This is a genomic window from Soehngenia saccharolytica DSM 12858, assembly GCF_059568515.1.
Genome location: NZ_JCANTN010000005.1, coordinates 21,502 through 37,105 on the forward strand (window position 1 = coordinate 21,502; position 15,604 = coordinate 37,105).

Genomic DNA, 15,604 nt, shown 5'->3' on the forward strand with positions numbered 1-15,604 from the left:
GCAACTATTTTTTATTTTTTATTTCTTCATCGACCATATTGATAAACTTCTCTACACTCATTTGCCCGATATCTCCAATATCCCTTTTTCTCACTGAAACCAATTCATTGTCGACTTCTTTCTCGCCTATGACAAGCATGTATGGTATTTTCATAACTTGTGCCTCTCTTATCTTGTACCCTATTTTTTCAGCTCTATCGTCTATTTCCACCCTAATTCCTATTTCTTCTAAATGATTTTTAATTTTATATCCATATTCATTAAATTTATCAGATATAGGTAATAATTTAACTTGAACAGGAGCTAACCAAACAGGGAATTTCCCTGCATAATGCTCAATTAATATCCCCATAAACCTTTCCATACTTCCAAGTATAGTTCTATGAATCATGACTGGTCTCTTTCTCTCATTATCGCTGTCAACATAAGTTAAGTCAAATCTCTCAGGCATTTGAAAATCAAGTTGTATTGTTCCACATTGCCAAGTTCTCCCTATAGCATCCTCTAAATGAAAATCAATCTTAGGTCCATAGAATGCACCATCGCCTTCATTGACACGATACTCTATTCCCTTTTCCTCTAGAGCTTCTATGAGGCTATTAGTAGCTAATTCCCATTGTTCGTCAGTCCCCATGGAATTTTCAGGTCTAGTTGAAAGCTCTATTTTGTATTTAAAACCAAATATATTATAGATATAATCTGCTAAATCAATTATTCCCTTTAATTCATCTTTCACTTGCGATGGCAATGCATATATATGAGCATCATCTTGAGTAAAACTTCTAACTCTCATTAATCCATGCAATGCACCTGAGAGTTCATGCCTATGAACTAACCCCATTTCCGCTAACCTTAAAGGTAGATCCCTATAGCTATACATTTGTGATTTATATATTAATATTGATCCTGGGCAATTCATCGGTTTTATTGCATAATTCTCATCGTCAATCTTTGTAAAATACATATTTTCTTTATAGTGATCCCAGTGACCTGATTGATGCCATAATTCTTCATTTAATATCAATGGGGTTTTTATCTCTCCATAACCTCTTTTATTGTGCTCTTTTCTCCAAAATGTTTCAAGTTCATTTCTTATCACCATACCATATGGATGGAAAAATGGGAATCCAGGGCCTTCATCGTGCATACTAAACAAGTCTAATTCTTTGCCAAGTTTTCTATGATCCCTCTTTTTTGCTTCTTCCATTCTTTCAAGATACTCATCAAGATCTTTTTTCTTTTCAAAGCTAATTCCATAAATTCTTTGAAGCATTTTATTGTTCTCATCACCACGCCAATAAGCACCAGCAATACTCAACAATTTTATAGCCTTTACTTTTTTAACATCATATAGATGAGGTCCAGCGCATAGATCTATAAAGTCACCTAATTTGTAAAATGATATGATTGCGTCTTCTGGTAGATTTTCTATTAAATCAACTTTGTATATTTCATTCTTATCTTTAAAAAATTTAAGTGCTTCTTCCCTTGTCATTTCATATCTTTCAAGCCTATATCCTTCTGAAATGATTCTTTTCATTTCTGATTCTATTTCCTCTAAGTCCTCAGGTGTAAATCTATGCTCTGTGTCTAAATCATAATAAAATCCATTTTCAACAGCTGGTCCAATAGCAAATTTGACATCAGGAAAAAGTCTTTGTATTGCAAATGCCATTATATGAGAAGTTGTATGCCAGAATATTTTCTTGCCTTCAGGATCTTCAAATTTTACTACCCTTAAATCACAGTCTTCATTTAGTTTTTCTTGCAGTCCCATAATCTTACCATTTACCACTGCTCCTAATGCTTCTCTTGCTAATGGTTTCGATATGTCTTCTACTACTTTTAAAATCTCTACTCCTTCATCGTATTCTCTTACACTTCCGTCAGGTAAAGTTACTTTTATCATATTTATCCCTCCTAAAAAAATAGTCCTTCGCTCCTACATTGCTGTAGGGACGAAAGACCGTGGTTCCACCCTAATTTTTTACTCATTTCATTAACGCCAATTTGCGAATCCTTTTTTAAAGGTCAGCTCAGGGGTGGTCTTCAATTGTAAAGTAAGAAGAAACTTTCAGCCATTGTTTCTCTCTCTTTGCTTACTTAGATCAATTTACTCTTCCCATCATAGCTTTTTTATTTATATTTATTTAGATAATATCAGAATCTCACTGTATAGTCAATGGTTTATAGAATTTATATAAATATTTTTAAGTTAGATTAAATCAGTCTATAGTATTTTAGATAGTTCGTTGATAATCTCATCAATCTTCTTTGTAGTCTGATCTCCTGTTTTCATGTTTTTTATTGTATATAAATTCCTTTTAACTTCTTCTTCGCCAATTATTATCACAAAAGGCACTTTTATCTTGTTTGCATAATTTAATTTCTTGCTCATCTTTGAATCTTCTAAATAAATTTGGCAAGGTATGCCATTTCCCCTCAACTTGTTCGCAATTTCAATACTTTGTTCTAAGAAATTATCCATTGGAATTATGAGCACTTTTATCAGTTCTTCATCATCCGCTGAAATAATCCCAGCTTCTTTAAGCTGGTAAAATAACCTTGTTAAACCAATAGAAATACCTACACCTGGAAGTTTTTGATTTGAATAGTACTCGCTCAGATTATCATATCTTCCTCCTGAACAAATACTTCCAATCTTAGGATAATCATTCAAAAATGTTTCATAAACCGTTCCAGTGTAATAATCTAGACCTCTAGCTATGGTTAAATCAATCTTAAAATTGTCCTTTGGCACACCAAATACTTCAATATAATGAGTTACTGTTTTTAATTCGTCAAGTCCAGTTTTAAAATTGACATTATCAATATCTAGATTTCTTAAAAATTCAAGAGTCGAGTCATTATTTCCATTAAACATAATAAAGTTCTTAATCTGTTCAAAATTCACCTTGTCTATTCCAATTTCTAATAATTCCCTTTCAACCCTGTCTATACCAATTTTATCTAATTTATCAACTATTCTAAGCACTTCATGAAAGTTGTTTATATTTAGATATTCAAAAAACCCTTGCAATAATTTTCTGTTGTTTATTTTTATTGTAAAATTGTCAAATCCCAAATCCTTAAAAGTAGTGTATATTACAGATGGAATCTCAGCATCATTTAGTATGCTCAATTCTCCATTGCCGATTATGTCGATATCTGCTTGATAAAACTCTCTAAATCTCCCTTTTTGGCTTTTTTCCCCTCTATAAACTTTAGCAATGTGATATCTTCTAAATGGAAATGATAATTCATGAAAATGCATTGCCACATATCTAGCTAACGGAACAGTCAAATCAAATCTAAGAGACATGTCTGTGTCTCCTTTTACAACTTTATATATCTGTTTTTCAGTTTCCCCTCCGCCTTTGGCTAATAAAACCTCTGATTTTTCAATTACTGGTGTGTCGATTGGAAGAAAAGCGTATTTTTCGTAACTATTTTTTATCTTTTCTAGCATCTTATTAAATAATATTTGCTCATTCGGAAGCAATTCCATAAACCCTGGTAAAATGCTTGGATTAACTATTTTTTCTGGCATCTTTCCCCTCCTATTATTCGTTAACTTTAAAGCAATATATGCTTCCTATATCTGATATTGGTTCTTGAGATAAGTAGTGAATATTAACACCTGTGTTTTCAATAAATTCAATTATTCTTCTTGAATCTGGATGTTTTGAAAGTGTACCCGTCAGCAAAATATCTTTAGGAGAATAATTTCCACCACATCCTCCTATCATTCCATAATTCATTCCTTTAAGTTCAATAAATCCCTGACTTATGAGAAGTACTTCTTTCTCTATTTTTTTAAGCTGCTTAGCTATATTTTTATCAGATGTTATAAAATGGTTATCATCTACAATTAGAACAGAACACTTTGAATACCCCTGTTTTGTATGTATACCCTTCACGCCTTTGTTTAAATAATAATCAGATATATGTTCATCTGTGTATTTAATATTGTGTATATAATAATCACCAATATTTAAACAATTGTAGCAAATATCGTTTGGATATTCAATCAGTAAATCAGTTCTGCCTTTTATTACTTTAATTCCATATTCCTCTAGCTTTTTATAATATCTATAAACATTAGGCGAAACGATGATTGTGTTTCTATCCACAACATGAACCGACATATCTACATGATCAGCTAATGATTTATTGATATTATCATTTGAACAAGTATAAATAACGTGTTTGAAATATTTTTTTAAATTGAGTTTGATTTCATCATCTATATTCTTGTTTAATATAACTAAATTAGCTTTTCCATCTGGAATTAAAGTAGGTACCAATTAAATTCTCCCCTGTATTTTATCAAAAAGACCTTCTGATAAGTCAGAAGGTCTTTAATAGGTCTTAATTAACTATTTTGGAGGCGGCACCCGGATTTGAACCGGGGAATCGAGGTTTTGCAGACCTGTGCCTTACCGCTTGGCTATGCCGCCCTGTGGAGCGGAAGACGAGATTCGAACTCGCGACCCTCGCCTTGGCAAGGCGATGCTCTACCACTGAGCCACTCCCGCTAATTAGTCAAGAGCGTCAAAGAATGCTCTTAACTTAATCACAAATGAAAGTATACAGGATTATTTATTAATTGTCAATAGTATTTTCTCTAATTCTGATTTATCAAAATTGTATTTTGTATTACAAAAATGACATACTACCTCTGCTTTGCCATCTTCGTTGATTATATCCTCTAATTCCTTTTTGCCTAAGCTTACCAACATAGCTTCTATCTTTTCTCTACTGCAATCGCATTTATACTCTAAGTCCATTTTATCTATAATTTCCATGTCAAATTCAGGCAAAATATTAGCAATAATCTCCTCTGGCGTCAATCCTTCGTTTATCAATGTGGATACCGGTTTTATGTTCTTCAAGCTATTTTCAATTTGTGTTATTTCCTCATCTTTAATATCTGGTAATAATTGCAATATATATCCCCCAGATGCTTTAACGGTAATATCTCTATCTATGAGTACGCCCAAAGCGACTGCAGTTGGAACTTGTTCAGAAACCATATAGTAGTTTGCAATGTCTTCAGCAATTTCGCCAGATATTATATCTGCTTGTCCTACATATGGCTCTTTTAGTCCTAAATCTATTATCACTGTAACCAAACCATCATTTCCAACAACTGCTCCAACATCTAATTTACCTTCCGCAGTGCTTGGCGCATCAGCTAAAGGATTCCCTACCAACCCTTTCACAGTACCATTATTTCTTGAAACTATTACTATATCTCCTAATGGACCACCACCTGATATTTTTAAAGTTAATAAATCTTTGTCATTTTTCATCATTGCTCCCATGATAGCTCCTGCAGTCAATGCTCTTCCTAAAGCAGCTGTTGCAGTTGGAGAAGTCCCATGAATTTTTCTGGCATATTCTACTAAATTAGTAGTGGATGCTGCGTAAATTCTAACTCTTTTTTCTCTATCTATGGCCTTTACCAAGTAATCCTTCATACTTCCCCCTCCTTTTTAGTAAATGCTTGCTACGAAACATATTCTTTGAGTTGTGGCATCAACTTGCTCAAATGAATAATCGCTATATTTATATACCCTGTTAAATCCATTTTCAATTAACATTCTTTCGATATATTCAGTTTTATATGCTTTTTGCCTATGATGTTCGTCGAATCTTTCATACAAATTATTGCCTCTCGAAACGAAGAAAGTAAGATAATAATCACTAATTTCTGATTTCTCGTCAAATGAACTGTCCCAAGTGTAAAATGTTTCGTCTTTGTCGTTTAAAAATATGTTATTGCCTATTATTTTTGAAATTTTATAATGAGAATTTATATCAAAAATAAATAAGCCATCTTCGTTTAAATGACCTCTTACATTGTGAAAAATTTTATCTAGATCATTTGGATTGAGAATATAATTTATGCTGTCACATCCACATATTATGAGATCGTATTTTTTGTTAAAATTAAAGTCCACCATATCCAAATTGTATAATTTGACATTCTCATTATGTTGAAATTTATTGTATGCTATTGCTAGCATATCTGAAGAAATGTCAAACGCATCAATATAAGGTATAAATTTTGATAGTTCAGTTGTTAATTTTCCAGTTCCGCAAGCCATTTCTAAAAGATTTTGAGGCTTCCTATTGGAATTTTCTATTACTTTTTTAATGAACTCTCCCCAAGCTTCATAATCTATGTCGTCAATCAATTCATCATAAATCAGTGCAAATTTTTCATATATATTCAAGGTTATAATCATGCCTTTCTATTGAAATTGCATAAAAAACATCGTGTTTACAAATATAAATATTAGTACTACTATCCCTATTGGTGCCCAATTTATCTTTTCATTATGATCTACATTTACTTCATCATCAGGTTGTTCACTCAGTTGATCAAAAATATTTTTTTCTTCAGATTTATCAGCTTTCACTGGAAAATGCCTAAATAATGAAATAAGCATAACTGATGAAAAAATGGACAGAACAAGAAGAAAAATAGTAGTATATAAAATTTCTTGGTTTTGACTTATACTAGGAGTATTTGTTACCATTTCTTCTATCTCATCTAATTTTGTAGCTGCAAAATAGCCTAAAGTCAAAGCTAAAGAATTATTTAATAGATGCCCAAACATCGATGCAATTATACTGTCTGTTTTAAAATACAATATTCCCAATATAACTCCAAGAAATGTAGGGCCGATAAAATTAAATAGATTGAAATGGAATAGTCCAAACAAAACAGCAGTGAAAATTATAGCTCTCATTTTCCCTATCTTTTCATAAGAATTAAGCATCAGACCTCTAAACAATACCTCTTCACATATACCTGGTGTTATCCCAATGACAAATAAACTAATAAAAAAATCTTTTTCAGTTAAGGGAATTGGTACTCCTGCATTTGTTGCATCACTAAAATAACCAATTATTTCAATAACTATAAAATTTAAAAAAACTGCTATTGGATAAGCAAATACTATAATTAAAAATATAAATAAAATTTCTTTAATACTTATTAGGTTGATACGCAAAAATTCCTTTATAGAATATCTCTTATACTTTAGAAATAATATTACCGGTAATAATATCAAACCATATTCTGTAATTAGAAGTCCTACATTGAGGTTCATTTGCTGGACAACGCTGCCTATGGTTAATAATATAATTCCCAATACCAAATATACTAAATTTGCTTCATTTATCGATGGTGCTTTTCTATATCCCATTTTCACACTCCTTTAAAACTACTCAAAAGTAAAGATATAAGGGATATTTCTATAATAATTTCCATAGTTTAGACCATATCCTACAATAAACACATCCGGAATTACAAATCCCGAAAAATCAGGTTGTAAATCAACTTTTCTGCGGCTAGGTTTGTCAAGCATAACACATATCTTTATTGACTTAGGACTTTTTGTCTTCAAATGCTCTATCACTTTTAACAAAGTATTTCCAGTGTCTATAATATCATCAACAATTAAAACATCTCTGCCTTTTATATCAGTTCTTACATCCTGAATGATATCGACTATCCCAGAGGAAACTTCTTCATCTCCATAACTTGCTGTGGTCATAAAATCTACTTCAACAGGTAGTTTTATTTCTCTGACTAAATCCGCAGCAAATATAAAACTTCCCCTTAATAAGGATATAACCACCAATTCATTGCCATTATAGTAGTCGCTAATTTCAACACCCATTTCTTGAATTCTTCTAGAAATTTCCTCTTTTGAAAACAATACCCTTTCTTTTTTAGTTTGTATCAATCTTTTCTCTCCTTTCTATCTCCATTAATATTTTTTGAGTATTTAATCTGATTTCTCTTAGTTCTCTTAATATTAAATTTGCTGTATACTGTATGCTAAACAATATTACAAATATTATAACACCAATAATTAACTTTGTGTTCATTTTTTCACTCCCTCAAAGTATAAGTATTTGAATTCATTGTAATGTGATATAATTAATATAAATTTATAAAAAGGTGATGCTATGTATAATATACATTCACAAGAAATTGCTAGGTTTAAGCTTATAATACTTTATACTATAAAAAAATCTCCTGAACCGATAGATAATATAAGTTTAACTGAACTTCTAATTGATAAATTTGACTTAAATTATTTTCTTATTCAAGAATATCTGATAGAACTACTTTCAAATCAATATGTTTCAGAGTTTAGAGATGATGGAAATATAAAGTATTTAATAACAGACAAAGGTTCTCAAGCTCTAGACTATTTAAAAGACATTTTAGGAGAAAAAGAAAAAAACATATTGTTGAATTTATTCAACAATCCAGCAGAGCATAAAGAGCAAAAAGAAGATATCATAGCAGATTACTATCTAAAAGAAAGTGGAGAATACAATATAAATCTTAAACTAATAGAAAAAGATGAAATTCTATTCAGTCTATATGTAAGTGTCCCCACTGAAGATCAAGCTAAATTATTGTGTAAAAAGTGGAAAGAAAGTCCTGCATTTTACCACAAGTCTATCTTAGATTTATTTATATGATTAGTTTGCATTTAGTTAGATGCAGCTGAAATCATTTGATTTTAGCTGCATCTCTTACTTCGCCAATCATATAAAGAGAACCTGTGAATAATATGAGATCATTCTCATTAGCAATAATTAAAGCTCTTTCTACAGCATTTTGAATGTGCTTCTCAACTATTACTTCTTCTTTCGTCCATATTTTCTCTATCTGCTCTTTCATTCTCTCTGCATCTAACTTTCTATCAGTATTGGCTTCAGTTGCTATTATTACATCCGCCATAGGAACTAGCAGGCTTAGCATATGATCAAAGTCTTTGTCTTTTAATGTGGCAATGCCTAATATCAATCTGTCAAACTTGAAGTTTCCCAAAGCTTTAACAAGATTCTCGACTCCTTCGAGATTATGTGCACCATCTATTATAAATTTAGGTTTATGCCGTAAAAGCTCAATCCTTCCATGCCATTCTGTCTTCTCTATTCCATTTTTTATATCATCAATAGAGATTTTTATCAGCCCACTATCATTTAAAGTTAGCAATGTAGTAATAGCAGTTGTGGCATTGTAAATTTGATGTTCCCCAATTAAATTTGTTCTTATATTTTCTATAAAATGATCATTATATTCAAAATCGAATATACTGCCGTCATCCGATAAATATTTAATGTTTACATTTTCAATTGGAACTTCTACAAAAACTGCATTCTTTTGAGTAGCAATCTTTTTTATAGCTTCCTGAGGCTCTTTAGATTTGGGGTAAGATATTACAATTCCATTATCTTTAATAATTCCAGCCTTTTGAATTGCTATTTCTTCTAATGTATTCCCTAGAACTTCCATATGATCATATGATATGGTTGTTATTACTGATGCAAGTGAAGACTCGATTGCATTCGTTGCATCGCCTTTCCCCCCTAGCCCAACTTCTAAAACTACTATGTCTACATTTTTTTCATAAAAATACAAAAATCCTATTGCAGTTATTATTTCAAAAGTTGTTGGATGCTCAAATCCCAGTCTCACCATTTCATCGCATGCTGTTTTTACTTTTTCAGTTAATGTAGCTACTTCTTCTTCTGTTACCTCCTTTCCATTTATTTGAATTCGCTCAGTAAATCTTTCTAGATGTGGAGATGTATAAAGTCCCGTTTTGTACCCTGTTTCCATCAAGCAGCTTGCTAAATATGCACAAGTGGAGCCTTTCCCATTTGTTCCCGCAACATGAATGTACTTTAAATTATGATGTGGATTATTGAGTAAACTCAAGAGTTTTTTAATAGAATCCAATCCTAATCTTGATCCATACTTGTTTTTGTCATCAATGAAATTAATAGCTTCTTGATAATTCATTTATTTTCCTCCACAATATTTTCCAAGGTTTTCAACCTGTCTATCACGGATTCAAGCATCTGAGCGTATTTTTCTTTCTTTTGTTTCTCTTCTTCAATTATATTCTTCGGTGCCTTAGATACAAAGCCTTCGTTTGAAAGTTTTTTGTCCACTCTATTTATCTCATCTACTAGTCTTAATCTTTCCTTTTCTAATCTCTCCATTTCCTTAGTTATATCAATCAAATCTTTAAGCGGCATATATACTTCACACTTTTCTAATACTATCGAGACATAATCAGTTCCAAAATTAATATTTGTGCTTTCAATTTCTATATCTTCTGCACTAGCAAGAGTAATAAATTTCTTTGAGTTCTTTATAATAATTTCCTTTATATCCTCATTATCTGGTACAAATATGAGTTTTGATTTTTTAGACATTGGCACATTCATTTCTGATCTAATGTTTCTAATAGCTTTAATTGCAGCTTTTGTGTAGTCAATTTCCTCTTTCTCTTTCTCAAAGATCTTACTGTTGTCTTTAATTGGCCAATTCTCAATTATCAGTGGTTTGTCTGTCTCTGGTAAATGCTGCCATATTTCTTCTGTTATAAATGGCATAAATGGATGCAATAATTTCAATATATCTTTTAGGACACTTAAAAGCACAGTTTGTGCAGTTTTCTTGCTTATTCCTTCCTCTCCATATAATCTCGTTTTTACCATTTCTATATACCAGTCGCAGTAGTCTTCCCATAAAAAGTTATAGATTTTTTCAGCCGCTAAACCTAATTCGTATTTGTCTAAATTGTCGTTTATCTGTGGAATAATGTCATTTAATTTTGTAAGTATCCATTTATCCTCATCCTCTAGTTTTAATTCTTCATCTCTTAAGCTAGAGAAGTCTTCTTCTAAATTCATTAACAAAAATCGTGAAGCATTCCACAATTTGTTTGCAAAATTTCTATTTGCTTCAACTCTTTCTGTATAAAACCTCATGTCATTACCAGGTGAATTTCCAGTAACTAAAGTGAATCTCAAAGCATCGGCACCATATTCATCAATTATTTCCAATGGGTCTATACCATTCCCTAATGATTTACTCATTTTTCTGCCTTGAGAATCCCTGACAAGGCCTGTTAAAAATACATCTTTAAATGGAACTTCTCCCATCTCGCTCAAGCTTGTCACAACCATTCTAATGACCCAGAAAAATATTATGTCATACCCAGTAACTAATGTGTCAGTTGGGAAAAAGTATTCAAGATCTGGTGTGTCGTCAGGCCAGCCCAGTGTTGAAAAAGGCCATAATCCTGATGAAAACCAAGTATCTAGTGTATCCGTATCTTGCCTTATATTGGAACTACCACACACACTACATTTTTCAACTTCTTCTCTGCTTACAATTACTTCGCCACAGCTTTCGCAATAATAAACCGGAAGTCTATGACCCCACCAAAGTTGCCTAGAAATACACCAATCTCTAATGTTCTCTAACCAATGCAGATATACTTTGCCAAATCTATCAGGTATAAACTTCAACTCCCCATTGTTATAGGCATCAATTGCTGGTTTTGCTAAGGGTTCCATTTTAACAAACCATTGTTTAGATATGATAGGTTCTATTATAGTTTTGCATCTTTCGCAATGCCCTACAGCGTTCTCATGTTCTTTTACATCTGCCAAATACCCTTGCTCTTTAAGGTCTTCTACCACTTTTTTTCTTGCTTCGAATCTATCTAGTCCTTTATATTTGCCTCCATTTTCATTTATCCTGCCATCTTCATCTAAGACGATTAAATGTCCCAAATTATGCCTTTCCCCTACTTCAAAATCATTTGGATCGTGAGATGGTGTGATTTTTAATGCTCCTGTTCCAAAATCCATTTCCACATACTCATCAGCAATTATTGGTATCTCTCTATTTGATAGTGGCAATATTGCTGTCTTCCCTACATATTTCTTATACCTTTCGTCATTTGGATTAACTGCAATTGCAAGATCTCCAAACATGGTTTCAGGTCTTGTTGTCGCTATAACTATTTCATCATCCTCATCCTTTATAGGATATTTTACATAGTACATATATCCATGAGCATCTTCATGTTCAACTTCTGCATCTGAAATCGCAGTGTGGCAGTTAGGACACCAGTTAATTATTCTATCTCCTCTGTAAATAAGTCCTTTTTCATATAATCTGACAAACATTTCTGTGACCGCTTTATTCATATGCTCGTCTAAAGTAAATCTTTCCCTAGACCAATCACATGAAACTCCTAATTTTTTAAGTTGATTTTTTATTCTTCCTCCATAAACTTTTGTCCAATCCCAAGCTTCTTCTAAAAACTTCTCCCTGCCAAGTTCTTCTTTTGTTTTTCCTTCTTTTCTTAATTTCTCTACAACTTTTGCTTCAGTAGATATGCTCGCATGGTCTGTGCCAGGTAACCACAATGCCTCATATCCTTGCATTCTTTTATACCTAATTAAAATGTCTTGTATAGTATTGTTTAAAGCGTGTCCCATATGAAGTGTTCCTGTTACATTTGGTGGCGGCATCATAATAGTATAAGGCTTTTTTGTCCTATCTACTTTTGGTGTGAAATATCCGTTCTCATTCCAATATTCATAAAGCTTTTCCTCAAATTCCTTCGGATTGTAATTCTTTGGTAAGTTCTCTCGCATTCAAATCCCTCCTAAAAAATAAACCCTTCATCCTTTACAAAGAAAGGACGAAGGGTCGCGGTACCACCTTAATTCCATAAAATATTATGGCTCTCATCTATTTTAACGGTTAATCCCGTCTAAGCTTACTATTATTTCAGCTTAGAAGCTCAAAAGCTACCTTCGCCAGTTTCACATTATGAGCTTTCCAGCCAAGAGCTCACTCTCTACAAATGGAAAAAAGGCTACTCCTCTTTTTCATTGCAATTATAATTTCTCTTATTATAATTTAAGTTGTTATATTTGTCAATTGTCACTACTGAGTAACTTCCTTATATATTTTTAAATAATTATAAAAAGCTAGTATATTTGTCACTAATGTTAGAATTAGAGAAAATATTACTATATAATGCGGTGCTTTTATTATAATAAGAAATACTGATAGATAGAGTAAAAATGTCGCAGCTTTGCCGTATTTATTTGATGGAATAACTGAACTGTCATTTTTAACAAATAACTTTGTGCCGCCTAATATCATAACCAATTCTTTAATAAATATAGGTATCAATATCCACAAAGGCATTAATCCATCAGAATAAAATGATATCAAAACTGCAAAAGCCATCAATTTATCTGCAAAAGGGTCAAGCACTGTTCCTAACTTGCTTGACTTGTTGTACTTCCTTGCGATGTATCCATCCAGTACATCAGAAATTCCTGCCAAGAAGAAAATAGCTCCAGCAATTATTATTCTATTTTCTAAATTAGAATAATACACCAAAAGATACACTGGTATTAACAACAGTCTAAAGAATGTTATGATATTAGGTAAAGTCACAATTTTTCTCTCCAATCAAAAATCAAAATTATTTGGCTATTACAATCTTATTTAGTTATGTCAGTTTTTGGTACAAATCCAACTTTTTTGTACACTTTTCTCAATGTTTTACTAGCTTTTCTTCCTGCTTTTACAGCACCTGAAGCATAAACCTGTTCTAAGTACACTCTATCTGATATGATTTCTTTGTATCTTTTTTGAATAGGATCTAAGCTTTCAATGATAACTTCTGCTAAATCATCTTTAAATTCGCCATATCCTTTGCTTTGATACATTGCAACTATTTCCTCTGCCTTTTTATCTGTTAGTGATGAGTATATATCTATTAAATTTTTTAATCCAAGTTGGTTGTCATTATAGTCGATATGATTTTCAGAGTCTGTAACTGCCCTCCTGATTTTTCTACGTATTGTATCTTTGTCATCTAAAAGCAAAATATATGCGTTCTTATCCTGATCAGATTTACTCATTTTGACAGCAGGATCTTGTAAACTCATTATTTTGGAACCTGATTTTTTGATGAACGGTTCTGGTATGTTAAATGTATCGCTGTATTTGTTGTTAAATCTGATCGCTAAATCTCTTGCAAGCTCTAAATGTTGCCTTTGATCTTCTCCGACAGGAACTAAGTCAGCTTGATAGAGTAAAATATCTGCTGCCATCAAAACCGGATAAGTAAATAGTCCTGCATTTATACTTTCGTTGTATTTTTTTGATTTATCTTTGTATTGAGTCATCCTGTTAAGTTGGCCCATATATGTTATGGTATTCAATACCCAAGCAAGTTCAGCGTGTTCATGAACATGTGACTGTATAAATATAGTTGACTTATCAGGATCCAATCCACAAGCTAAGTAGAGAGCTAATACTTCTAAAGTGTTTTTTCTCAAATCTTGTGGTACTTGTGGTACCGTAATTGCATGTAAATCGACTATGCAATAATAACAATCATATTCATTTTGAAATTCTGTAAAATTTTTTAAGGCTCCGATATAGTTTCCTAATGTTAGCGATCCAGACGGTTGTATGCCGCTTAGTACTGTTTTCTTATCCATTTTATCACCCTTATTGATATTATAAATCCCTTTACCACTTAAAGTAAAGGGATTTTATAAAATACTTATTCGATTATACCTAATTTTAGGTGTATTGTAAAGAACATCAAAGCAATGTTTGAAATTAAATGCCATCACTCTTTGTCACTAAATCAACTAATTCCCTTGCTTTCTCAAAATCTTTATCTGAAACTAACACTTCAGTATCATATATTGAAGCTCCGGTTATTATTTTTAAATATCCTCCTGTGCCTTTGTCTTTGAGAATATAGGGTATCCCATTCTCTTTAAGTATCGATTCTATCAAAGAAAGCATAATTCTATCTGATGTTTTTATAAGCAATTTTAAATTAATTTCCTGTTTCTCTTTTTTACTCATCAATTATGCCCCTTTCTTTATCTATAATCTCTCTTTTCTTGGATTGTTCTATAAGCAATTCCTCGAACTCATTTACGGGTAATGGTTTATAGAAATAATACCCTTGGGCGTAATCACATCCCATTTCGATAATTTGATCTAATTGCTTTTTAGTTTCAACGCCTTCTGCTAATACTTTCATTCCCAGTTCATGAGATAGGTTTACAATCATCTCCATGATTTTCTTGTTCTCTGGATTCACGTCAATAGAGTCAATAAACGATTTGTCTATTTTTATTATATCTATAGATAAAACTTGCAAATAAGACAAAGAAGAATATCCAACTCCAAAATCGTCTAAAGCGATTTTCCCATTAGCTGCTTTTATAATTTCCAAGGCTTCAGTACATCTCTCAAGATTTTCTATTAAGCTTGTTTCAGTTATTTCTATACAAGTTTTGCTAAAATCGTAAACAGATGACAATTCTGTAATAAGTTGCCTAAACTTTTCCAAGTCACCAATTAGCTTACCTGATATACTAATAAATATCTTAAAATCAGTCAATCCGCTTTGTGATAGCTTCGTTGTTTCTCTCAAAGCTTCTTCCATTACCCAACCATCTATTTTAATTATATCCCCTGTTTTTTCCGCATGAGGAATAAAATAAAGTGGGCTTTCGATACCACGTTTTGGTCTGTTCCATCTGATCAACGCTTCTGCACCTACAATTGTCATCTTCTTTAAGTCAATTTGCGGTTGATACAATAAGAAAAATTGATTTTTATCTATAGCTCTCTTTAAGTCTTCATCAAGTTCTACAAGTTCTTTTAAACCCGTATCCAGTTCATCGAAATACAGTACGGTCCTGT

15 protein-coding genes, 2 tRNA genes and 2 other annotated features are annotated in these 15,604 nt (G+C 32.0%); of the genes, 1 reads left to right on the forward strand and 16 read right to left on the reverse strand.

Annotated elements, in window-relative coordinates; translation table 11 throughout:
• Positions 1 to 4 precede the first annotated feature (4 nt).
• From thrS to BO51_RS02385, 10 genes are all read right to left on the reverse strand, one after another.
• Positions 5 to 1,909: a threonine--tRNA ligase gene (gene thrS, locus BO51_RS02340; RefSeq protein ID WP_496483596.1), complete on the reverse strand. Its 1,905-nt coding sequence runs from the start codon at positions 1,907 to 1,909 to the stop codon at positions 5 to 7.
• A 42-nt stretch (positions 1,910 to 1,951) separates the two neighbouring features.
• Positions 1,952 to 2,138: a binding site (T-box leader), on the reverse strand.
• A gap of 92 nt (positions 2,139 to 2,230) precedes the next feature.
• Positions 2,231 to 3,550: a histidine--tRNA ligase gene (gene hisS, locus BO51_RS02345; protein WP_496483598.1), complete on the reverse strand. Its 1,320-nt coding sequence runs from the start codon at positions 3,548 to 3,550 to the stop codon at positions 2,231 to 2,233.
• 13 nt (positions 3,551 to 3,563) lie between these two features.
• Entirely contained in the window at positions 3,564 to 4,307 is a 744-nt protein-coding gene (locus BO51_RS02350) for a DUF6873 family GME fold protein (RefSeq protein WP_496483600.1), read from the reverse strand.
• Positions 4,308 to 4,385: 78 nt separating this feature from the next.
• Positions 4,386 to 4,460, reverse strand: a tRNA-Cys gene (locus BO51_RS02355).
• A gap of 3 nt (positions 4,461 to 4,463) precedes the next feature.
• Positions 4,464 to 4,538 (reverse strand) — tRNA-Gly (locus BO51_RS02360).
• Between the two features lie 60 nt (positions 4,539 to 4,598).
• Positions 4,599 to 5,483, reverse strand: a complete 885-nt coding sequence (hslO, locus tag BO51_RS02365; RefSeq protein ID WP_496483602.1) for an Hsp33 family molecular chaperone HslO — start codon at positions 5,481 to 5,483, stop codon at positions 4,599 to 4,601.
• Between the two features lie 15 nt (positions 5,484 to 5,498).
• Positions 5,499 to 6,242 carry a class I SAM-dependent DNA methyltransferase gene (locus BO51_RS02370; RefSeq protein WP_496483605.1) on the reverse strand — a complete coding sequence of 248 codons (744 nt, stop codon included), beginning with the start codon at positions 6,240 to 6,242 and terminating at the stop codon, positions 5,499 to 5,501.
• An 18-nt stretch (positions 6,243 to 6,260) separates the two neighbouring features.
• On the reverse strand, positions 6,261 to 7,220 hold the full coding sequence (locus BO51_RS02375; protein ID WP_496483607.1) for a CPBP family glutamic-type intramembrane protease: 960 nt from the start codon (positions 7,218 to 7,220) through the stop codon (positions 6,261 to 6,263).
• A gap of 18 nt (positions 7,221 to 7,238) precedes the next feature.
• A complete protein-coding gene (hpt, locus tag BO51_RS02380; protein ID WP_496483717.1) occupies positions 7,239 to 7,760 on the reverse strand; it encodes a hypoxanthine phosphoribosyltransferase in 522 nt (173 codons plus the stop codon).
• A complete protein-coding gene (locus tag BO51_RS02385) occupies positions 7,750 to 7,908 on the reverse strand; it encodes a hypothetical protein (protein WP_496483609.1) in 159 nt (52 codons plus the stop codon). The genes hpt and BO51_RS02385 overlap by 11 nt, the downstream gene beginning before the upstream one ends.
• Before the next feature lie 81 nt (positions 7,909 to 7,989).
• Between BO51_RS02385 and BO51_RS02390 the strand changes: the two genes are divergently transcribed.
• Positions 7,990 to 8,514, forward strand: a complete 525-nt coding sequence (locus BO51_RS02390; RefSeq protein WP_496483611.1) for a DUF4364 family protein — start codon at positions 7,990 to 7,992, stop codon at positions 8,512 to 8,514.
• Positions 8,515 to 8,545: 31 nt separating this feature from the next.
• Here BO51_RS02390 and BO51_RS02395 read toward each other — a convergent pair whose 3' ends face one another.
• From BO51_RS02395 to BO51_RS02420, 6 genes are all read right to left on the reverse strand, one after another.
• Complete coding sequence (locus BO51_RS02395) at positions 8,546 to 9,844, reverse strand: bifunctional folylpolyglutamate synthase/dihydrofolate synthase (protein ID WP_496483613.1); 1,299 nt, start codon at positions 9,842 to 9,844, stop codon at positions 8,546 to 8,548.
• Positions 9,841 to 12,504, reverse strand: a complete 2,664-nt coding sequence (locus tag BO51_RS02400; RefSeq protein ID WP_496483615.1) for a valine--tRNA ligase — start codon at positions 12,502 to 12,504, stop codon at positions 9,841 to 9,843. Before BO51_RS02400 ends, BO51_RS02395 begins: the two co-directional genes overlap by 4 nt.
• 40 nt (positions 12,505 to 12,544) lie before the next feature.
• Positions 12,545 to 12,754 (reverse strand) — a binding site (T-box leader).
• Between the two features lie 45 nt (positions 12,755 to 12,799).
• Positions 12,800 to 13,321, reverse strand: a complete 522-nt coding sequence (locus tag BO51_RS02405; protein WP_496483617.1) for a CDP-alcohol phosphatidyltransferase family protein — start codon at positions 13,319 to 13,321, stop codon at positions 12,800 to 12,802.
• Between the two features lie 47 nt (positions 13,322 to 13,368).
• Entirely contained in the window at positions 13,369 to 14,376 is a 1,008-nt protein-coding gene (gene trpS / locus BO51_RS02410; RefSeq protein WP_496483619.1) for a tryptophan--tRNA ligase, read from the reverse strand.
• 124 nt (positions 14,377 to 14,500) lie between these two features.
• A complete protein-coding gene (locus BO51_RS02415) occupies positions 14,501 to 14,755 on the reverse strand; it encodes a putative signal transducing protein (RefSeq protein ID WP_496483621.1) in 255 nt (84 codons plus the stop codon).
• Positions 14,748 to 15,593, reverse strand: coding sequence for a putative bifunctional diguanylate cyclase/phosphodiesterase (locus tag BO51_RS02420; protein ID WP_496483719.1), 846 nt, complete (start codon positions 15,591 to 15,593; stop codon positions 14,748 to 14,750). The genes BO51_RS02415 and BO51_RS02420 overlap by 8 nt, the downstream gene beginning before the upstream one ends.
• Positions 15,594 to 15,604: the final 11 nt, after the last annotated feature.